At 59.3% G+C, this 19,771-nt stretch carries 24 protein-coding genes and 2 pseudogenes; 16 read left to right on the forward strand and 10 right to left on the reverse strand.

Translation table 11 applies throughout. The features are described 5' to 3' along the window. Positions 1-43: 43 nt before the first annotated feature. The 5 genes from SJI00_RS07505 (at position 44) to SJI00_RS07525 (ending at position 2,605) form a co-directional block, all read left to right on the forward strand. A complete protein-coding gene (locus tag SJI00_RS07505; RefSeq protein ID WP_322461101.1) occupies positions 44-742 on the forward strand; it encodes a hypothetical protein in 699 nt (232 codons plus the stop codon). 384 nt (positions 743-1,126) lie between these two features. Further along, complete coding sequence (locus SJI00_RS07510; protein WP_322461102.1) at positions 1,127-1,351, forward strand: hypothetical protein; 225 nt, start codon at positions 1,127-1,129, stop codon at positions 1,349-1,351. Positions 1,352-1,410: 59 nt separating this feature from the next. Further along, positions 1,411-1,950, forward strand: a complete 540-nt coding sequence (locus SJI00_RS07515) for a glycoside hydrolase family 24 protein (protein ID WP_322461103.1) — start codon at positions 1,411-1,413, stop codon at positions 1,948-1,950. Then, entirely contained in the window at positions 1,947-2,324 is a 378-nt protein-coding gene (locus SJI00_RS07520) for a hypothetical protein (RefSeq protein WP_416221011.1), read from the forward strand. Before SJI00_RS07515 ends, SJI00_RS07520 begins: the two co-directional genes overlap by 4 nt. Continuing rightward, complete coding sequence (locus SJI00_RS07525; protein WP_322461104.1) at positions 2,321-2,605, forward strand: hypothetical protein; 285 nt, start codon at positions 2,321-2,323, stop codon at positions 2,603-2,605. The genes SJI00_RS07520 and SJI00_RS07525 overlap by 4 nt, the downstream gene beginning before the upstream one ends. A 10-nt stretch (positions 2,606-2,615) precedes the next feature. On the opposite strand, the gene SJI00_RS07530 is transcribed toward SJI00_RS07525, so the two are convergent. Further along, the gene (locus tag SJI00_RS07530; protein WP_322461105.1) at positions 2,616-2,912 is read right to left on the reverse strand and encodes a hypothetical protein; all 297 of its coding nucleotides are present in this window, start codon (positions 2,910-2,912) and stop codon (positions 2,616-2,618) included. A gap of 263 nt (positions 2,913-3,175) precedes the next feature. Here SJI00_RS07530 and SJI00_RS07535 point away from each other — a divergent pair, with 263 nt between their 5' ends. Further along, entirely contained in the window at positions 3,176-3,535 is a 360-nt protein-coding gene (locus tag SJI00_RS07535) for a LexA family protein (protein WP_322461106.1), read from the forward strand. Between the two features lie 273 nt (positions 3,536-3,808). On the opposite strand, the pseudogene SJI00_RS07540 reads toward SJI00_RS07535, so the two are convergent. Beyond that, positions 3,809-4,447: pseudogene (locus SJI00_RS07540) on the reverse strand (tyrosine-type recombinase/integrase); the annotation flags it as partial. A gap of 111 nt (positions 4,448-4,558) precedes the next feature. On the opposite strand from SJI00_RS07540, the gene SJI00_RS07545 reads away from it, so the two are divergent. Further along, positions 4,559-4,798: a hypothetical protein gene (locus SJI00_RS07545; RefSeq protein WP_322461107.1), complete on the forward strand. Its 240-nt coding sequence runs from the start codon at positions 4,559-4,561 to the stop codon at positions 4,796-4,798. A gap of 741 nt (positions 4,799-5,539) precedes the next feature. Here SJI00_RS07545 and SJI00_RS07550 read toward each other — a convergent pair. Beyond that, positions 5,540-6,502 carry an alpha/beta hydrolase gene (locus tag SJI00_RS07550; protein ID WP_322461108.1) on the reverse strand — a complete coding sequence of 321 codons (963 nt, stop codon included), beginning with the start codon at positions 6,500-6,502 and terminating at the stop codon, positions 5,540-5,542. A 155-nt stretch (positions 6,503-6,657) separates the two neighbouring features. On the opposite strand from SJI00_RS07550, the gene SJI00_RS07555 reads away from it, so the two are divergent. Next, positions 6,658-6,879, forward strand: coding sequence for a hypothetical protein (locus SJI00_RS07555; RefSeq protein WP_322461109.1), 222 nt, complete (start codon positions 6,658-6,660; stop codon positions 6,877-6,879). A gap of 160 nt (positions 6,880-7,039) precedes the next feature. On the opposite strand, the gene SJI00_RS07560 is transcribed toward SJI00_RS07555, so the two are convergent. Further along, positions 7,040-7,813, reverse strand: a complete 774-nt coding sequence (locus tag SJI00_RS07560) for an alpha/beta fold hydrolase (protein ID WP_322461110.1) — start codon at positions 7,811-7,813, stop codon at positions 7,040-7,042. Between the two features lie 266 nt (positions 7,814-8,079). Here SJI00_RS07560 and SJI00_RS07565 point away from each other — a divergent pair, with 266 nt between their 5' ends. Then, the gene (locus SJI00_RS07565; RefSeq protein ID WP_322461368.1) at positions 8,080-8,985 is read left to right on the forward strand and encodes a LysR family transcriptional regulator; all 906 of its coding nucleotides are present in this window, start codon (positions 8,080-8,082) and stop codon (positions 8,983-8,985) included. Positions 8,986-9,032: 47 nt separating this feature from the next. Here the strand turns inward: SJI00_RS07565 and SJI00_RS07570 are convergent, their stop codons facing one another. Then, the gene (locus SJI00_RS07570) at positions 9,033-9,560 is read right to left on the reverse strand and encodes a DMT family transporter (RefSeq protein WP_322461111.1); all 528 of its coding nucleotides are present in this window, start codon (positions 9,558-9,560) and stop codon (positions 9,033-9,035) included. 176 nt (positions 9,561-9,736) lie between these two features. Beyond that, positions 9,737-10,132 (reverse strand): hypothetical protein, encoded by a 396-nt coding sequence (locus SJI00_RS07575; protein ID WP_322461112.1) that lies wholly within the window; start codon positions 10,130-10,132, stop codon positions 9,737-9,739. Positions 10,133-10,654: 522 nt separating this feature from the next. Between SJI00_RS07575 and SJI00_RS07580 the strand changes: the two genes are divergently transcribed. From SJI00_RS07580 to SJI00_RS07590, 3 genes are all read left to right on the forward strand, one after another. After that, the gene (locus SJI00_RS07580) at positions 10,655-12,910 is read left to right on the forward strand and encodes a TonB-dependent receptor (RefSeq protein WP_322461113.1); all 2,256 of its coding nucleotides are present in this window, start codon (positions 10,655-10,657) and stop codon (positions 12,908-12,910) included. 208 nt (positions 12,911-13,118) lie between these two features. After that, positions 13,119-14,717, forward strand: coding sequence for a histidine kinase famiy protein (locus SJI00_RS07585; RefSeq protein WP_322461114.1), 1,599 nt, complete (start codon positions 13,119-13,121; stop codon positions 14,715-14,717). A gap of 179 nt (positions 14,718-14,896) precedes the next feature. Continuing rightward, positions 14,897-15,406: an acyloxyacyl hydrolase gene (locus SJI00_RS07590; RefSeq protein WP_322461115.1), complete on the forward strand. Its 510-nt coding sequence runs from the start codon at positions 14,897-14,899 to the stop codon at positions 15,404-15,406. A gap of 246 nt (positions 15,407-15,652) precedes the next feature. Here SJI00_RS07590 and SJI00_RS07595 read toward each other — a convergent pair. Next, positions 15,653-16,169 (reverse strand): annotated as a pseudogene (locus tag SJI00_RS07595) (IS630 family transposase); the annotation flags it as partial. Between the two features lie 18 nt (positions 16,170-16,187). Beyond that, entirely contained in the window at positions 16,188-16,511 is a 324-nt protein-coding gene (locus SJI00_RS07600; RefSeq protein WP_322461116.1) for a YceK/YidQ family lipoprotein, read from the reverse strand. Between the two features lie 88 nt (positions 16,512-16,599). Here SJI00_RS07600 and SJI00_RS07605 point away from each other — a divergent pair, with 88 nt between their 5' ends. After that, positions 16,600-16,800, forward strand: a complete 201-nt coding sequence (locus SJI00_RS07605; RefSeq protein WP_322461117.1) for a hypothetical protein — start codon at positions 16,600-16,602, stop codon at positions 16,798-16,800. A 136-nt stretch (positions 16,801-16,936) separates the two neighbouring features. Further along, positions 16,937-17,311: a hypothetical protein gene (locus SJI00_RS07610; RefSeq protein ID WP_322461118.1), complete on the forward strand. Its 375-nt coding sequence runs from the start codon at positions 16,937-16,939 to the stop codon at positions 17,309-17,311. Positions 17,312-17,479: 168 nt separating this feature from the next. On the opposite strand, the gene SJI00_RS07615 is transcribed toward SJI00_RS07610, so the two are convergent. Beyond that, complete coding sequence (locus SJI00_RS07615) at positions 17,480-18,415, reverse strand: 5'-nucleotidase (RefSeq protein WP_322461119.1); 936 nt, start codon at positions 18,413-18,415, stop codon at positions 17,480-17,482. A 57-nt stretch (positions 18,416-18,472) separates the two neighbouring features. Beyond that, entirely contained in the window at positions 18,473-18,970 is a 498-nt protein-coding gene (locus tag SJI00_RS07620) for a GNAT family N-acetyltransferase (protein ID WP_322461120.1), read from the reverse strand. Positions 18,971-19,100: 130 nt separating this feature from the next. On the opposite strand from SJI00_RS07620, the gene SJI00_RS07625 reads away from it, so the two are divergent. Both SJI00_RS07625 and SJI00_RS07630 read left to right on the forward strand, forming a co-directional pair. Beyond that, entirely contained in the window at positions 19,101-19,475 is a 375-nt protein-coding gene (locus SJI00_RS07625; RefSeq protein ID WP_322461121.1) for a hypothetical protein, read from the forward strand. Further along, the gene (locus tag SJI00_RS07630; protein ID WP_322461122.1) at positions 19,472-19,663 is read left to right on the forward strand and encodes a helix-turn-helix transcriptional regulator; all 192 of its coding nucleotides are present in this window, start codon (positions 19,472-19,474) and stop codon (positions 19,661-19,663) included. The genes SJI00_RS07625 and SJI00_RS07630 overlap by 4 nt, the downstream gene beginning before the upstream one ends. The last annotated feature ends 108 nt before the right edge of the window (positions 19,664-19,771 follow it).

Raw genomic sequence — 19,771 nt, forward strand, 5'->3', positions numbered from 1 at the left:
TGCATTAACTCTGACTAGTAAAATTTGAATTTGGAGGTGAATAGTGCCAACCGGCTTTGAGGTCATTGGTGATGATTTCAATGTTGTCGTCAATGCCACCTGGTTCAACTACGAACTGGTCGATGTTCAGTCACAAGTCTCAAGCTTTACAAGTGTCGGAAACTTTACGTTCAATGGCTTCGTTTTCGAGACTGACGATGTGACGAGCTTGGTTTTCATCAAGTGCGAGTCAGAGTTCAGTATTTGGTCGGCTGGCTGGCGCAACGGTAAGCGTATTACCGCCGTAGCGACTGGGATCACAGGCATTCCCATCAAGATGTACCTATTTAAACCGCAGGCTCCTACAGCGTCTAGGTCTGGTATTCAGCTGTTCAATGAATTCGGCGCGTTGGTATTCGATGGGCTTTCAAAGTTTGCGCGGATAGCTGGCTCCATGCCTGCGGAAGGTTCGGGGAAATACTCCCTAACGTCATCCCGAGAATATGCCGTTATGGCACCGTGCTTCTTCGGGACTGTTATGACGTCGACTAGGGAGGGCACCGGAGGCGGTACAGGCGGCAGCAGGTGGACCATCGTCACCACGTTGTCCGGCCCTAAATACCAGTGCCAGAGTGACGGCATACGCTACCTAGGTAGCCGTGTCTATGCGGTCTCCGAAGAACCCAGTTGGACGCAGGTCGGGAGCTCCTCATATAACTATCAGGGGCAAAATTTAGTTGTGGCTGACGTGAAAGGGTATTGAATGCACGGTTTTGAGGTTTACGACGCAGCGGGAAATCTTCAGCTGTCCATGACCTCCAGAATTGGGAGGATTCTAAACTCTTATCAGACGGGATCTGCTTCGGGCAGCGTGGTCGTTCAGGAAATGGCCTCAGGTGATCCATTTTTCTTTGTAACAGTAAACCCTGACTCTTCTGGGAACACGGCTTCTTTTTTCACACCTCTAGTCTCGATCGACAAGAATACAAACACGCTGAGCTGGCGTTTTGATAACGCTAGACAGTATCCATCTACCATCTTTCTATGCCTCAGATGAGCTGATGCGACTTTTGCCGCATACCATGCTGATTACATGAAACGACCCACCATCCCTGCCGCCTTCGAGCGGTTTTTTTTGGAGAAATACATGCCATACGTAGCAATCAACCTGGCCAACGACTACGACGCAGCCAACAAAACCCGCCATGCCACCCAGGAAGAGGCGGACGCCCGAGCTCGCGAGATCTTGAATCAGTTCCCGACTGCCCAGGTTTGTGTGGCCCAGGTCCTCAAGGACTACAGCGCAAAGGTCTCGATCACGGCGAAAGAGCCTGCAGCCCCTGCGCCGGAGCCTGAAGCGCCGGCCGCCTGATCCCTCGCATCCAATCCAAGCCCGCTCCGTGCGGGCTTTTCCATTTCTGGAGAACACATATGGCTCGAATCTCTGCCGCCGACGCCGGCGGCATCAACGTGCTCGCTTTCCTGGACATGCTGGCCTGGTCCGAAGGCACCTCAACTATCAAGGCCAGCGACGACGGCTACAACGTGCAGGTGGGCGGGGCGTTGTTCACTGACTACAGCCGGCACCCCAGCGTGAAGGTTTGGCTGCCGCGTTACGGCATCCACAGCACCGCAGCCGGCCGGTACCAGTTCCTCGCCGGGACCTGGGCCGCCATCGTCAAGAACTACGGTTTCAAGGGGCGCTTTATCCCCGAAGCTCAGGACCTGGCCGCGATCAAGTTGCTGACGGAGTGCGGCGCGCTGCCGCTGATCAAGGCTGGGCGCATCGCCGACGCGATCGCCAAAGCGGCGCCGATCTGGGCCAGCCTGCCTGGTGCCGGCTACGGGCAGCGCGAGCACAAGCTGGCGGCGCTACTCGGTATCTTTGAAGCGGAGCGGGCGGCCGAGGCCAAGCCGCAGGATCAGCTGCTTGCGATGTTCTCGGCCTGCCGCGGCGAGATGACGGCGTGAGCGGCGCACTGGCGGTACTCAAGGCTATCCCCTTGTGGCTGGTGCTGGCCCTGGCCGCTGCCGGGGTCATCTGGTGGCAGAGCGGGCAGGTCGGCAAGGCCCGTGCCGAAGCCGCCGAGCAAGAGCGGCAGGCCGGGCAGTGTAAGCTGGCTCGCGACAATCTGAAGACGCTGGCCGGCGAACAGGGCAAGGCGCTGGGCGACCTGCAGCTGGCCGCCCAGCAGCGCCAGGCCGCTGCCGAAAAGGCGGTAGCTGATGCTCGTGCCAGCGCCCAGCCCGACTACCAGGCCGCCAACCGGCTGCAGCAGGAGCGCACCGGTGGCGACCAATGCGCGGCCGCGACCTCGATCATTAACGAGGAGCTTGGCCTATGAGCATTGCAAGGCGATCCGTGCACGGGGTGGGGGTGCTCGCAGGTTTTCTGCTGCTGACCGGCTGTGCAGCGCATGTCGAACCAGAGATTCGCACTGTGCGCGTCGAGGTGCCGGTGCAGGTGCCGTGCCGCGCGCCCGACGTCGCTGTACCGGCTTGGGCGGCCGCCGGCCTACTAAAAGCCGACAGCCTCGAGGTGAAGGTGCGCGCCTTGCTGGCCGAACGCAGGCAGCGCATTGGCTACGAGAAGGAACTGGCCGCAGCCGCCGACGCATGCCGCTGAGGCTGTCTGCTTACACCAAACTGATGGGCGCTTGTGGATCAAAGCCGAACTTATTATTTCGAACAAGCCAGAGTGCATTCTCTATATCCGTTGCGGAAAAAGAGAGTGGATTGGACACCTGCCCAGCTAGAACCAGGCCCAGCAGCGCAATTTTGATTTCTAAACGATTTGAGTCTCTGCCGCACTTCAAAATTTCACGGCATATTGAGATTTTGAGTCTGTCTGACAATGCCCCTGGCGTCTGTAACTCGACTTTGAACCAATACTCTGCCTCTGACACCTGATGGTCTATTTCGCTCTGCGACATGAGTGCTCTCCTTTGGAAATCAACAACTATGCCCGCCATGAGGGCTGGCAGCAACCGTGGCAGAGTCTGATGTTGCCGCGATTAGGGAATAAACGATGCGGCGACCAAGCGGCAAGCGTTGCGGCAGCGCTTGAGCGAAGCCGAGTAGCCGGTCTGGCGTGTGAGGTGGTAGCAGGCGGGGTCAGGTCGAGCCGCTGGCCGGCAGTTGCCGGCATCAATCCCGGGCAATACCATACTGTTAATTTATACAGTATGAGCAAGCCATGGACGTATTCAACCAGCAGGTCCAAGACCTGAAACAGGTTCAACTGGACGAGCTGCTGCGCATTGGCGCGCCGGCCACGTACTTGGTCAAGGTGACCGGCGACAGCATGCAGGGCGCGGGCATCTACGACGGTGACCTGCTGATAGTCGACAGGGAGCCAGACCCCAAGCACGGAGACGTGGTGATCGCCTGCATCAACGGCGGTGCCATGTGCAAGCGGCTGGTCATTGAAGACGGCGTGCCGAGCCTGCATTCGGAGAACCCACGGTATCAGCCCAGGCTACTCGTCGAAGGTGACGCCTTTGAGGTCTGGGGTGTGGTGAAGCACAGCATCAGGGATCACGTGCAGCGGAAATGAGGGGGGATTCGGTTCGGCAGAACGCCGGAGACGGGCCGAAAAGGCCCAGTGACTTTCGAGTGACTTCGTTGAAACCGGTTATGCGCCGTTAAGCTTCGTTGCAGCGAGCGACTGGCGGAAAAACCCGTGTTATCAAGCAGATAGCACTGCTTGCCACGCATGGGGTGCAAGGGGTCGAGTGTTCGAATCACTCCGTCCCGACCATATACCTCAATGACTTAGCCACCTTCGGGTGGCTTTTTCATTTTCGCGTGTGGGGACTTTTTCGGGACATCATCCGACTTTCCTCTTCAAGATCGTCAACACCGGCCCGCGCGAGTCCGTTGTTGATACCATGTTTGCAGCCTCAATCAGCTTGCCCAGCTCTGCGCCGGAGTAGTGACTGGTGATGCTGCCGTTCTTGTGCCCGAGCAGTGACTTCCGATCCTCTTCCGTCACGCCCGCGGCGCGCAGCCGACGACCAAACGTGTGCTTGAGGTCGTGGATGCGAATCGAAGCGTATCCAGGGTGAGCGGGGCGAAGGTTTTCCTCCTGCCAGAGTTTCGCCGCTCTCACCCGAGCCTTCTTCCAGGCCGAGTCATTCATCCTGTGCATCGCCGTGCCGTTGTACGGGAACACCCATTCTTTGCTGATGCCGCGCTGCCTCTCGATGATCGACTTGGCCACGCCGTTCAGCACCACCAGGCGCTCGTCGCCGTTCTTTACGCCCGACCGGGCGTGTCTCCCGCCGAAGTCAGCGGGGATCAGGAAAACACTGGTCCCAAGTTCCGGCACCGCAATTTCCCAATCCCACCTCAGTTTGCAGACTTCCTGCTCCCGGCAGCCCGTGTTCACCTTGAAAAGCGCCATTGTTTGCAGGTGCCCAGGCAACTCCGCGAACAACAGCGACTGCTCCTCCCACGACATTGGGTACCCGCGCCATCAAGGCCGCCGACCTCTGGTCTGTCATCAGGTCGAAGTTCGGAGGGCCCAACCGATGATCATCGAGTACGTCAACGCAAGCGCCGCCGGCGTCATCGCGCTATGAGCATCCTGGGCGTACTGAGCGGGCGGGTGCGCGAGGGGGTAGTCGGCAAGATCCTGTATGCGGTCATCGCCCTGAGCGGCTACGCCATTCTCGCCCGGTCGGATCGTATGTTCTTCACGCCTAACACTGTTGGCGTGACTGTGCACGTCGCATTGGCCCTGGCCGATATCCGTCACATGTTCGTCATCATCTACTGGCCGCGGGTGAAACGCTGTATCTGCCGGCGCCTTGACTGAGACCTGTGCAAGCGGGGCTGAACGCATCACAAGCTTAAGGTAAGCCTTTTGACTGACTCAGTCGCTCTATCCGTTCATTCGAGCTGCCAGGAGTGCCTGCTCCTTGGGAAGGAGCTTCAGTACTCCCGGGTGCTGACCGGCTTTGATGAACAGGTAATAGCGGTCTCGATCGTCATGCAGGATACGGTAGACGTCGGCTGTTCTGCTGGGGCTTGGCGAGGTGAGTTTGTCTACGATCAACGTGTAGCAATCAACGCCCAATCGGCTTAAAGCTGTCTGCAGCTCAGCGTCGATCTTTGATCGCCACTTATTCCTGTTATGTCGGTATGCCAGACCCAACAATATGATTGCCAGTATTGGCATGACCCCGGATGCAAATGTCTTGAGCAACGTTTCCATTATTTCCAACAAGAAGCTACGAAAACTGCAATCAATACCCGCATTCGTCTACGACGACAAGCGCAAAGAGGGGCGGAATGAGTGGGCCGAATTTCCTGAGTAGGGTGTCGCCCTAGCGCGCCATATAATAGACATGCGTCGTTTCGTGGCGCGAGGAAGTGAAAAGTGAAGTTGATCTTGAAGCCAGTACCCCGAGATATCGAGGTAACCACCCTGGGTGATGATTCCCGTCGCTACGTGCCAGGTCCGGCAGAGCCAAGCGCTCCGTTCGTCTTCTTCGCAGCAAAGCGCCGTCAGGTGAATGGATGGCTGATCCTCACTTCGAGCAAATAGCGTGGCAAGTCAACGGCAGTTCGTTTGCCTAGAAAGCACCCACCGCCATACCCCCTCGATAACGGTCTGACCTACCCCAAAATGCACGAAGCCATGCGGGGCCTCTCGGACCACCCATAAATCAACCGCCGCGACCTCTCCCCAGCGCGTCGCCATCTGTAGCGTGTCGTCTAGCAAAGGGTCGCGTTCCCCCACTATCAGTAATGCGGGTGGCAGGCCATTTAGATCCGCGTACAGCGGCGACAGTAGCGGCGTCCGACGTTGTTCATCGCTCAGCCCCGGGGTTAATCGACGCATCGCCTTCACCATCCCTGGCCCATCCAACACTAAAGTATCGGGACCTGCAGCGTGCACGCTTGGCGTACCGGTGAGGTCGTACACACCGTAGTAGAGCACCGCACCCTGGATGCGTCGCAGCAGCTCGGGCCATGCCTTGAGGCCTAGTAAGCACGCGGCGCAAAGGTGCCCCCCGGCCGACTCACCCACCACGATCACCGGCAGCCCCCGGAAGGTGGGGTTGCAAGGATCGAGCAACCAGCGTGCAGCTACGAGGCAGTCTTGTATCTGTGCGTCGAGGGACGCACCTGGCGCAAGACGGTAGTCAACAGACACCACCGCCGCGTCGCAGGCATTGATAAGCCCAAGGTTCAGAGCATCATTCATGCTTGGGCTACCGATCACCCAGCCGCCACCGTGGATGTCGAGCACTACGGCCTTGGGCGCACCCTTGGGGTACAGGACGCGTACCGAAGCCGTCGCGTCTTCTACGCTGACTATTTTGCGCTCAGCACGTACCCCATGCCGAACGAGTTTAGCGCTGCGCATCTGGCTCAGTTTGAGCAGCCCTTGAATGCTTCGCAGGATAAGTCTATGGGGAATGCGAAAGCGCGGCAGCCGAGCCAAGATTTTGTTAAGTCGGCGCATTTGCGCTAGCTCGTGGTCAGTGCCACCAACGGTCTGACGGTTCAACATGGCGTGAGCTCCGGTCGTGCAGATGTAGACGTTGACCGCTTGGCTGCACTTGCGGTTGCATGTGAATCCAACTGCCACTGGTCAATGAAACGCTTGACGACATGTGTACGGCAGCCACGTCATTCGTTCCTGCGCCATCGGGAGGAATCGATACGGTGTTCATCGACCCGCTGGGTCGGGCGCTGCGGGCTGATGGCGAGCACCATGGCCACGGCGCCGCGACTGGGGCTGGTGTGGGCATGGACGCGGATCTGCTGGAGCAGGGCGTCGGGCGCTTCGTCGCGGGCCTGGCGCTTTGTTTCGCGGCGCACCTGCCGTTCAACACTGGTGTAGGATGGATCGACTGTGCGCTGGAACAACTGCGCGAGGCTGCATGAAAAGCTTTCCGCGCGGATAAACCCCTGATTTTCAGAGCAGCGTGTCCAGCTTGAAACAGCACGACCCAGCAAAGCCCTGGCCCTGAGAACCGGGGCTTTTCAGTTTTTGGCGATACTCAAGTTATGACGCAAGCCTGCAAGTGCGAATTCCCGCTAGCTATTAACGCTTCAGGAACTCATCCAGCACACAGAGCAGCCACTTAGGTTGGCTTTCCTGCACGCAGTGGTCGGCAAACGGGATGTTCAATAGTTTTGCCCCAGTGACTCGCTCAGCAAGCTCCATGGCGTTAGCGCGTGATACGAGCCGGTCGTCATCACCCCGAACGATCAGAGTATCGGTACTGATAGCGCTCACCGTTTCGCCCGGATAGGCATCCTCGCTTTCGTCCAGCCAGAGTGCTTGCACGGCAGTCATCAGCCTGTCGAAATCTGGCTCCGGGTTCAGCGCAAGGTAGCGATTGACCTGTTCAGGAAAGAGTTCGCGCCAGCGTGCGGCGGTGACGCCGGCATACATCTTACGCGTCGGGTCATCCGCCGATAGGTCCCAGTGTGCGCCAATCGTCACCAGCGTGTTGATCCAGTTGTGGCCTTTCGCGGCTAAGCGCAGGGCCGCGATACCGCCATCGCTGTGGCCAATAATGCCGGCGTTAACCAATCCAAGATGGTGTACCACGGCTTCAACATCCTGCTGGATGCGTTTGTAAGTGAGGGGGGAGGTGCCAAGCGTTGACTTCCCTTGTCCTCGACTGTCAACGCCAATCAATCGATAGTGTTTGCCCAGGTGTGGTGTAAGAAGATTGAAGGTCTCGATATCACCAAGACCCCCATGTAGAAAAACAAGTGCAGAGCCACCTTCGTTGCCTTGCTGCTCGTAGTAAATCCTCGCGCTGTCGATCTGAAGATATTCACCGTCCTGGTGATTGAAGACTGTCATGCATTTGCCCTTGTGCTGAGGATGAATTTCCTCCTCAGTCTAGTGTTCAGCCGCGATCAAATGAAGCCATTCGGCACGCTCTCTGCCGTTGGCACAGACCTTCCTGATGGAGTTTCCAATGGCCCCCTCATGCTACGTCGCCGTCTGCACGCGGTCAGGCGTACGCTATGCCTGCTAATGGTTTGGGTCGTCAGCGTGCCGTTCATGATGACGGCATGGATGACCGCGAACCCGGCCCCCACAACCTACAAAGACCCAATCCCATGTTGCACGCCCTGCGCCGAATCGACCTCAACCTGTTACTTACCCTCCACGCACTACTGATGGAGCGTCACGTCACCCGCGCCGCGATTCGCCTGCACAAAAGTCAGCCGGCGGTGAGCCACGCACTCGCACAATTGCGCGCACATTTCGATGACCCGTTGCTGATTCGTCGTGGCGGGCAGATGGCCCTGACGGCCAGGGCACAAGCCTTGCTGGAGCCGCTGGAGCAGGCACTCAGGCACCTCAATGACCTGCTCGGCACCTCAGCGTTCGACCCTGCTCAGTCCAGTGCGCGGTTTCGGCTGTCGATGTCCGACTACGCGGCGCACCGTATCCTGCCCGGCCTGATCAGGCATGTCCGGGAGTACGCGCCAGGAGTCGATCTAGCGGTTAGCCAGGCCAGCCGCGAAACGATGATGGCTCAGTTGGCCGATGGCGAGGTGGATGTGGCCTTGGGTGTATTTGCGCAACCGCTTGACGGAATCGTGGTACAGACGCTGTTTGCTGAGCAGTTTGTCAGCGTGGCCGACGTCGATGCGCTACCGGCCTGCGGTCGACTGGAGCTGAAAGACTGGTTGGAACGCCCGCATGTGATGCTCGCCATGCGCCCTGATGCGCACGACGAAATCGAGCGTGTACTGAGCCGCATGGGTTTGCGTCGGCGCATTGCCCTGGCGCTGCCGCATTGGAGCGCGGCGCTTGAACTTGTCGCAGGTACGGATCTGGTACTGACGGTGGCGCGCTGGGCGGTGAAAGACATGGGTCGCCATCCGACACTGCGTAGCTTCGAGGCGCCGCTCGAACTTGCTGAGTTGGCCTACCTGCAGGCCTGGCACACCCGCAATCAGGCGGACCCGGCACAGCAGTGGCTGCGCGCAGCGATTCTGAGGTGCAGTGCAGCCACCTGAATCCACCTCAAAGAAGAAGGCGGCTGCCTGCACTCGGCCACTGCGATCTACTTGATGGCCTCCGCCGGCGCCGCGTTATGGTTGGGTTGCGCGCTGATGGGCGTGCGGCCGGCTCCCCATTGCGTCACCACCAGCCCGCACACGATGATCAGTACGCCTGCCACTCTGGGCAGATTGACGGGTTTGGCCGTTAGGCCCAGCAAGCCGAAATGATCGATCAGCAGCGCTGCAACGACTTGGCCCACCATGACGAACAGGATGAAGTTGGCCACGCCGAGCCTGGCTGGCAAGAACGTTGCCATGGCCACATAGACCGCGCCGCATACCCCGCCAATCCAGAGCCACCAGGCACTTTGCAATGCGCCTGCGACGTTTGGCTGAGCCACGCGTAGCACAAGAATGGTTGCGCTCAGCACGACAAGACTGACGATCAGCGACGTCAGCGCAGCCCATAGCGGATGGCCGAGCGCTCGGCCTAGTGCGGCATTGCTGGCGGCCTGAAGTGGTACCAGTGAGCCTGCCAGCAGCGCCAGGCTGAAGGGAACGCTGGCAAGTACGGAGAGCTTTGCGGGCATGGTGACAACCTCTGTTGTTCAAGTGATGACAACAGGAGGGTGAGCCATGCTAAGTCTGAATGGAAATCGAGAAAAAGCACCTTTTCTATTCGTCAGGCGAATAACATAGGCTACAGACACGCTTTTTAAAGACGTTCGATGATTGCCATGATCCTCTGGCACTGCTCGCTGGACAGTCATCGAGTGGCGGCAAGCACCTCACGAAGTCCGTCCAGAGCTTGACTGCTGACCGCGCCTCGTTCATCACAAATTCGGTATTCCACCTGCTTTGCCGACGCAAATCGCTGAAGTGTCTGTCTGTCGGGCCGCAAGATGAAGTGCTCGAACACAGCGTTTTTTTGATACGAGGACTTGTATTCGGCCTTCAGGCTGCCGTCTTTCTTGCCGTCTAATAGCCAGTCAATCGACTGGCATTGCTTAAAACGATTTGAATCGCTCCATGTCAGCAACTCCGCAACATAAGACGCTGTGCCGCCTTGCGGAGTCAATGCAGACACATTGAAGCTAAACCGCTTGGGCGATGCAGCTACGGTGGCCCAGGCGACCGTTCTCAGGCCCGTGGATGCGTCCACGCCATCGTAGACAGCGCCAGCGTGCGCGCAGAGTGACAGCGTCGCCGAGGCGAGGCATGCGGTTAGAGCAGTGATACGCAGAATGGGTCCCTCGGGCAAAGAGCGTGGTGCTACCACCCCTGTTTCGACCTGTGACAGCCAGGTGTATCGCGCGAATGCTAGCGACCTCCAGTGGAAGTCCCGATACAGGTCTATACGCTCGATAAGGCGTACAGGTTTCTGGATTGAGGAAGCTTGAGACGGTGGAAACTCGATCTGGGAACTCACTGACGTTCAGCAACCGTCGGTCGAACGTGAGCTTTTTACTGCCTGGCTCAGCGCGCTAGCGCGCTTCTTTTGCATGAGGGACATTTCAACGGCCAGGTTCCGTGGAAGGTCGCAGAGGGGGAGTGGACCATGCTCAATAACAAGGCTTTGGGTGCGAATGCGACAAATAACAATTACCATTTGCTATATTGTCGCTTTCCATTTCTTTAGTCTCCGGTCAGGTGCCACCTGATCAGCCGCCCACAGCAGGTCCCTATGTCTACCTCTGACGTCCCTCGCAAGCGCGTATTGAATGCTGTCTGGCTACCAATAGGGCTGGTCGCCACGGTCGCGTCCCCGTCCGCATGGGCACAGCCCGAACGTGAAGATCCGCTTGAAACCTCCCAGTCAGTCGCTGCTGATCGTCCGGCGCCTGTTCTGGAGTTGGGCGAAACCGCCATCACCGCAAGCGCCGATGCCTCTCGCGACGGGCTGACGTCCGGGTACGAAGGCGGCCAGGTGGCACGCGGCGGACGGGTAGGGATCCTGGGTAACAAGGATTATATGGAGACGCCGTTTACCTCTACGTCCTACACCAATCAGCTGATTCAGGACCAGCAGGCGCACAGCGTTGCGGACATCCTGCAGAACGATCCTTCGGTGCGTGTTGCGCGAGGCTTTGGCAACTTCCAGGAGTTGTACATGGTGCGTGGTTTCCCACTGTACTCGGACGACATTTCCTACAACGGTTTGTACGGTCTTCTGCCGCGCCAGTACGTCGCGTCCGAGTTCATCGAGCGGGTAGAGGTGTTCCGCGGTGCCAGTGCGTTCCTCAATGGCGCAGCACCGGGGGGCACCGGGATCGGCGGGGCGATCAACATCCTGCCCAAGCGCGCGCCCAACGAACCGCTGACCCGGCTGACGGCCGGGGTGGAAAACAGGGGCTTCGGCACCGTGGCTGCCGATGTGGCGCGGCGCTTTGGCGAGCAGGATGAGTGGGGTGTGCGGGTGAACGTGGCCAAGCGTGCCGGGGAAACGGCGGTTGAAGATCAGGACCGGTCGTTGGACATGTTTGCGTTGGGGCTGGATTACCAGGGCGAGCGCCTGCGGTTGTCGGCTGACCTGGGTAATCAGTATCACTTCATTGATGATCCGTTGCCGAGTGTGACGCCTGTGGGTGGCGTGCCTAACGCGCCGGATGCCGACAAGCACTATGGGCAGTCCTGGACCTACTCCAAAGAGAAACAGACGTTCGGGACGTTTCGCGCCGAGTACGACCTGAGCGATGCCGTAACCACCTGGGCCGCCATCGGCATGCGTCAGGGTGAAGAGAAGAACGTGCTGGCCAACCCGTCGTCCACCGCCGGCGGAGTCACCACCGCGAATCGTTTCGACAACTACCGCGAAGAGACGGTGACCACCGGCGAGGTCGGCATGCGCTGGAGTGTGAACACCGGTCCGGTTTCTCATCAGTGGGTCGTATCCGGTGCAATGTATGACACCAAGGACCGCAACGCCTGGGCTGGCAACTTCGGCGGCTTCGCGGATGACCTTTACCACCCCGTGGGTTTTGCCAAGCCGGACAATGTGAGCTTCAGTGGCTCGATGTCCGACCCACACATCACCGCTCGCACGCACACGCAAAGCTTGGCAATCGCCGACACCCTGGGCTTTTTCGACGACCAGTTGCAAGTGACCTTGGGCGCACGTCGTCAGGGGCTGGATGTCAGCGGTTATGACTACAACAGCGGTGACAAGACCTCCCAATACAATCGTTACGAAACAACGCCCGTCGTCGGCGCCGTCTACCAGCTCACTGAGCAGTTCTCGGTGTATGCCAACTACATCGAAGGCTTGACCAAAGGCGATACCGCCGGCGCCACCACTACATTGCCGGACGGCAGCCGAGCGCCAATCGTCAACGCCGGCGCCTCCCTCGCCCCCTACATCGCCAAGCAAACCGAACTCGGTCTCAAGTACGACGGCGGCGGCCTGGGCGGTAGTCTCGCCGTGTTCGAGACGCGCAAACCCACCAGCATCGTCGAAAACCAGGTGTTCAAGGACGGTGGCGAACAGCGCAACCGCGGTATCGAGCTGTCGATGTTCGGCGAGCCCACCCAGGGCGTGCGGCTGCTGGGCGGCGTCACGCTGCTGGATGCCGAGCTGAGCAAGACGCAGAACGGCGCCGACGATGGCAATCGGGCGATCGGTGTGCCGAAAACCCAGGCCAACCTTGGCGGTGAGTGGGACGTTCCCGGCCTCGATGGCCTGACCCTGACCAGCCGCGTGGTGTACACCAGCCGTCAGTACGTGAACAACAGCAACACCCTCGACATCCCGTCCTGGACCCGCCTTGACCTGGGCGCACGCTACGGCTTCAAGGTCGAGGACAAGGATGTCACCCTGCGCGCACGGCTGGACAACGTCGCAGGCCGGGATTATTGGGCCTCGGCCGGTGGCTACCCCGGCGCTTCGTACCTGGTGCTGGGGGCGCCGCGCACTTTCTCGGTCAGTGCATCGGTCGACTTCTGAATGACGACTCAGCATTGTCGATGACGGTCAGCGCTGAATGTTCCACGGGTCGCTCAGGCGACCCGTGATCCCACTCTTCATTGATCCCCTACCAGGCTTGGCTGCGTTGCCTGATCCGCGTTGAACGTTTGTTTTCCAAACCACTCCGAACTCTATCTGCGGCGTGATGCCGCCACTGCAAGGCAGTGAATCAACAGGAGTTTCGGCAGTGTCCAACAGTGATCTTCGTGTCGATAACCGCTTCACCGCCGATGTACTTGGGCACCCGAAAGACATCTTCTTCGCCGCTGTCGAAAGCACCCGCATGCCGATGATCGTGACTGATCCCAACCGGGCCGATAACCCGATCATCTTTGCCAACCAGGCCTTCCTGGAAATGACTGGCTACGCGGGCGCAGAGATACTGGGGCGTAACTGCCGCTTCTTGCAGGGTGAGGACACCGATCCCGATGCCATTGCCTCGATCCGTGAGGCAGTGAAACAGCGCCATGACTTCTCGACTGAAGTGCTCAACTACAAGAAAGATGGCAGCTCGTTCTGGAATGCGCTGTTCATTTCGCCGATCTATAACGAAGCTGGACACCTGACGTACTTCTTTGCCTCGCAGCTGGACGTGAGCCGCCGACGCGATGCTGAGGAAGCGTTGCGTCAGTCGCAGAAGATGGAAGCGCTGGGGCAGTTGACCGGCGGCATCGCGCATGACTTCAACAATCTTCTACAGGTCATCGGCGGTTATCTCTCGCTGTCCAAGGCGGTTGCCGAGAGAGCCTCGCCTGACCTGGGCAAGATCTCGCGCAACCTGGGCTATGCCAACGATGCGGTGGAAAAAGCCACGACCCTCACCAAGCAGCTGTTGGCCTTTTCCCGCAAGCAGAAACTGCAGGGGCGGGTGATCAGCCTCAATCAACTGGTCAAAGACGCTCAAGTGTTGATCAATCGCACGATGGGCGAAGGTGTCGAGGTCAGGTTGGATCTTGACTCGCAATTACACCACTGCCGTATCGATCCAGCGCAGGCAGAGAGCGCCTTGTTGAATGTGCTGATCAATGCGCGAGACGCCATGGCCGGCAGTACGCACCCGCAATTGCATATCCAGACTCGTAATGTGACGGTGGCGCAGGAAGCTCGGTCTTCGTATGAGGGCCTATTGCCAGGTAATTACGTGTGCGTGGCGATTACCGACACCGGGGAGGGCATGCCCGAAGAGGTGTTGGCGCGCGCCATGGACCCGTTTTTCACCACCAAGGAAGAGGGCAAGGGCACCGGTCTTGGACTGTCCATGGTGTATGGCTTCGCCAAGCAATCGCGCGGCATTGCGCGCATCTACTCGGAGCAAGGCGTCGGTACCACCCTGCGCCTGTACTTTCCCGCCGATGACAGTGACGTGCAGCCGCTCGACAAACGCCAGGCCACGTCCCCGAAGTCTGGGCATGAGCGGGTATTGGTGGTGGAAGACCGCAGTGACGTGGCCGAATTGGCCCGGACCATCCTGGAAGAGTACGGCTACAGCCCGACCATCGCCACAGATGCCAAGCAAGCGTTGACGCTGATCGACCAGCATCCGGGTTTCGATTTGCTATTCACCGACCTGATCATGCCGGGTGGCATGAACGGCGTGTCCCTCGCGCGTAAAGTGCAGTCGCTCAAACCCGCCATCAAGGTGTTGCTGACGACCGGCTATGCCGAGAGCTCGATTGAGCGCACGGATGTCGGCGGTTCGGAATTCGAGGTGATTGCCAAGCCCTACTTGCCTTCCGACCTGGCCCGTAAAGTTCGGCAGGTGCTTGACTCACCGGGTGGTGTCTGACGGCGGCTGACTACCCAGCGGCTCGGCAAGGGTACTTTGGTACCTGACAATGGCCGAATAGCCCTTGAGCGTTCACGGAATTTTTCAAAATCTTTCACCCTCTATGTGCAAGGACTGTGCAGTGTGATATCACTGTGACTAAGATAGCTTGCTAAGTAATAACTCAGGAAATTGGAATAATGAAAACAGTCATCGCCGCTGCGGTGTTTTCGCTGTTTGCTGTCTCTGTCAATGCGACAGAACTGTCCGGCGCCATTGGCGCAACCAGCCAAGGTGGCCTGACTGCCCGAGTGGGCGTTGGCTTCGACTGGGACAAGCGCTGGCTTGAGTCCAGTGTCGGCCACCTGACCGGCTACTGGGATGCCGGCTACACCTACTGGGAAGCCGGCGACGCCGCAGGTGGCACGCACTCGCTGTCGTTCGCACCGGTGTTCGTCTACGAGTTCGGCAATGGCGATATCAAGCCTTTCATCGAGGCGGGTATCGGGGTAGCGGTGTTCTCCGGCACCTCGGCCGGTGACAAAGAATTTGGCAGCGCCTTCAACTTTGAAGACCGCATCGGCGCGGGCTTGAAGTTCGGCGACAATCAGCGCGTGGGTATCCGTGCGACGCATTATTCCAATGCCGGCATCAAGCAGCCAAACGATGGCATCGAATCGTATGCGCTGTTCTACAGCCACCCGATCTGAGTCCAGACGCTGCAAGAAAACCCGCCAAGTGCGGGTTTTTTTATGTGCGTGGCGCAATGTGAATCGGTCCGTGAAGCTCATCGCGGGACCTGAAACAATGCCCCAGGGCTTGGGTGTGTTTCGCCTGGTGTACGGTTGGCCTCTACCGCAGTGTTGTCTGCCCATGTTTTAGTCAGATCTGGTGCGGGGTACGTTTAGGCGAGCTTTTCAGCTCTAGTGTGGCTTTTTAGAAGTACCATGGAAAAATCATTTCCCCAGCGCTAGTGCTGCTCGAGCGATTGAAGCGAGGATGTCATCGGCCTTCTTATACCACCGGAATGGCCTCGCATTTTGGTTGTACGTTTCCAAGCAGTGCATCAATCGATGCTTCCAGATCTGTGACGCTAATGTGCGCTTGCCGCTTTATCCTTTTCTCGCTCGACGTTGAGAAAAAGCGCTCGACCAAATTCAACGAAGATGCGGAGGTCGGCGTAAAGTGGATGCTGTAGCGGGGATGCGCTGCAAGCCACGCTGCGATTTTGTCGGTCTTGTATGTTGCGTGGTTGTCCATCATCAAATGGATCGGCATTGCAGCAGGTACCGACGCATCGATCTCTCTCAAAAATGCAAGAAACCCTACGCTGCGATGCTGTCGTTTCAAGCAGCCGATGACCTCGCCAGTTGCTACATCCAGAACGGCGAACAGAGATGCCTTACCGTGCCATTTGTAATCATGCAGGCGAGTTGCAGGATTGCCTGGCGCTGAAGGTAATCCAGGTCGCGTGATTTTCTGATGCCTGGATCAATACGCCAGCCTTCGAACTGGGACGCTACCCTTGCGAAGCTGCTGAACGCCTGTGTAGGGCAGGATCACGGTGTCAGCAACGGCCGATAGCCCCATGTCCACGAACACCGTTTCCGCTGACCAGTGACTACCCGACCGAGCAGGCCCGTTCAGGGTGCAGAACTGGTACATCAATCCACTGTAGGCGCGCGGAATCGAATGGCAGTCCGATCCCCAACGGGCCAGTTTATCTACCGCTTTAGATTCGTCGGACACCGTCTCGATGGTGCCGCATCCGCTTAGCGCTGCCATAAACGCCGCGCCCATCCATAGCCTTTTCATCAGCCAACTCCTTGTGTGAGGGCCTGATCATAGCGCATCTGTTTCACAGCCCGCCCAGTGTGGGCTTTTTCACGACTGGAGAGAATGAATGACTCGAATTTCTGCCGCCGCCGGCGGTATCAACGTGCTCGCCTTTCTGGACATGTGGCGTGGTCCGAGGGCACCCGCCTATCTGGACCAGCGACGACCGGGCTTGAATCAATCTCATGCCTTTGAGCCAAAACTGAGTGCTATCGGAGACTTCGCCCAGGACCACGCAAGTGCCACGCTTTATTTGCCAGGAAAATGATACACGTCAACACGAAAGAACAGGCGCCATCGCTCGTGGGCGCGATGCTCGCTGCGGGGGCGGACGATAGCGCAGCGCTGTTATCCTTTCATTTCATGCCATGGCGCATCCAGATGCGCCTCAGGAGCCACTCGACATGCCAAACCACCGCATCGATCAACCCCCCTCGACCGCCAGCCACATCACCCGCGTGTGTACCGCCCTTGGCTTGTCAGCAGAGGCTTGGCCCGTGCTGTTCTGGCAGCAGAGAAGTGACGGCGCAATGCTGGAGGATCAAGTGCAGATCTATGCGGCCGCCGACATCGAGGAACGCAACCACACCTATGAAGTCGCCCGCTATTTCCCTGGGTGGGTCGCGGTGGGGGACGACTCCGGGGGGCGGTTGCTTCTGGCGGCTCGGCAAGGCGGGGAGGGGCTGTGGCTGGTGGATGCGGGAGCGGGGACGCTGGACTGGGCTGACTGGTTCGAGCAGCTGGATCAGCTGCTGGAATCGGTGCGCGAGGGGAGATAGGCCGGAGCTGGCGGGCACGGCCATGTGCTCGTGGTGGGCGATGTCTCGCGTCGGCGCGGCCGGGGCTGCGTTGCAGCGTTCGCGAGTGTGCCCACAGACGCTGATTCCCTGGAAGCCGGGCGTTTGAAATCGCTCGCCTGCCAGGCCCGAGCCCAACGCATTCGTGGTTTAGCCCTCGCGCCGGTTCGCTACCCCAAACGGTACATGCACCATCGGCAACCCACCGGCCGGGAAGTCCAGGTGGCTGCGCTGATCATCGAAGAACATGTGCGGCCTCAGGATCGACAGCACGCGTGCCTTTTCCATGCCGCCGAGGAAGAACGACTCATCCGGCGACACGCCCCAGTCCTTCAGCGTGGTCACCACCCGTTCGTGGGACGGCGCGTTGCGGGCGGTGACGATGGCGATGCGCAGGATGCGTCGGTAGTCGGGGTCTTCGCTGAGGCGCTGGTCTTCCAGCGTGCGGATCAGCGACAGCTTGCGAAACAGATCGGCCAACGGGCCAGGCTGGTGTGGGATGGCCTTGCGGGTGTGCTCGTAGGCCTGGAAGGCGTTGAGGTCCAGGGCCTGCTTGTAGACGGTCTCGGCTTCGTCGTCGGCGATCACACCGTCGAAGTCGAAGGCCACGCGCAGTTCCTGGTCGATTTCGTCGTCGTAGACGGTGCTTGGCAGCACTAGGCCGGCCGGGTAGCTGGCATCGATGGCCCGTTGCACGTCGCTTTCGTTGGCGCTGAGAAACAGCGAGGCGTTGAAGGCGGGGATGTACTCGTAGGGCGAGCGGCCGGACATGAACGCAGCGCGGCTGATGTCCAGCCCGTAGTGCTCGATGGAGCGGAACACCCGCAGGCCGGTCTCGGGGGAGTTGCGTGAGAGCAGCACCACTTCCACGGGCAATTGCGCCGGAAAAGCCTGATTGATGCTCAAGAATCGTCGAATGAACGGGAACGCCACGCCGCGTGCAAAGGGCTGGTCGATGTTCTGTTCGTGGTGCTGGCGGTAGGCTTCAACGCCGTGGGTGGCGTAGATGGCGTCGGATTCGCTGAGGTCGAACAGCGCGCTGGACGCGACGCCGACCACCAGTTTTGCTTCGATCGGGTAGGGCATGCGGCGGGTCCTTTGGCGCTGTGGCGGGGTGTTTGACCCCGCGCGATGGGATGAGGCTCAGTGCGAGGCTGGCTGTGTGCCTTGGGCGAAATTGCGCAGGCGCTCGCCTTCCAGGCGATACTTGATCCACTCGCTCTGTGCTTCGGCGCCCAACGCTTCATAGAAGCCGATGGCCGGGGTGTTCCAGTCCAGCACGCTCCATTCCAGGCGGCCGTAGCCCTTGTTCAACGCTTCGAGGGCGATGTGCTGCAGCAGTTGGCGACCGGCGCCACCACCACGCTGCTCGGGGGTGATGTACAGGTCTTCGAGGTAGATGCCGTGCTTGCCGAGCCAGGTGGAGTAGCTGGTGAAGTACACGGCAAAGCCTATGGCGACGCCGTCGCGCTCGCACATCAGGCTGCTGACATTGCTCGGCTCATCGAACAAGGTGCGCTCGACGTCGGCGACCGAGGCGATGACCTCGTGGCGCGCACGCTCGTAGTCGGCAAGCTCAGTGATGAACGCGAGAATTTGCGCGGCGTCGGCGCGTTGTGCCGGGCGGATGGAGACGGGCATGGCAAGGCTTCCAGGTCAAAGGGTCGTATTCTAGCCACAAGGCACAGGGAAATGGCAGTGTAAAGCGAGCTTGACATTGAGGGTTTCAGCGCTTTCAATGTCAAGCACACTTTACATAGAGGATCTCCCTATGCCGCCCAAGCGTTTTGGATTGGCGTTTGCCCTGGCGATGAGCGCCTACGCACTGTCCGTGCTGATCAGCAGTTACTACCTGCCGTTTCTCCAGTCGCCGGTGAGCAGAGCCCTGGTGGCACTCACGCCGGTGCCCGCCATGCTGGCCATGGCTTGGGCGGTGATTCGCCAGATCCGCAGCCTCGATGAACTGCATCGGCGGATTCAGCTTGAAGCGCTGGGGATGGCGTTCGTGGTCACGGTGCTAATGACCTCCAGCTATGGCTTTCTGGAAACGGCGGGCCTGCCGCGCTTGTCGATGTTCATGGTCTGGCCGCTCATGGGGGCGCTGTGGGCAGCCGGTACCGTGTTCGGTGCCAGGCGCTACCGATGAACAACCGTGTGCGCGAGCTGCGCGCTGAACAGGGGTGGTCCCAGGCAGAGCTGGCCGCGCGCCTGGGTGTGTCGCGGCAAACGGTCAATGCCATTGAAACCGGCCGTTACGATCCCAGCCTGCCGCTGGCCTTCAGCTTGGCGCGGCTGTTCGCGCAGCCCATCGAAACGATATTCCAGCCGGAATAATGGGTACAGAAAGGTGTATGGGCAAAATATGAGGTAACTGTACAGGTCTGCAAGTGCAGGCCCTTCGCTACTGTAGTGCCTCGATATCACCCTTCTGGATACCAGACC

The organism is Pseudomonas gebzensis (assembly GCF_034427815.1).
GTDB lineage: Bacteria > Pseudomonadota > Gammaproteobacteria > Pseudomonadales > Pseudomonadaceae > Aquipseudomonas.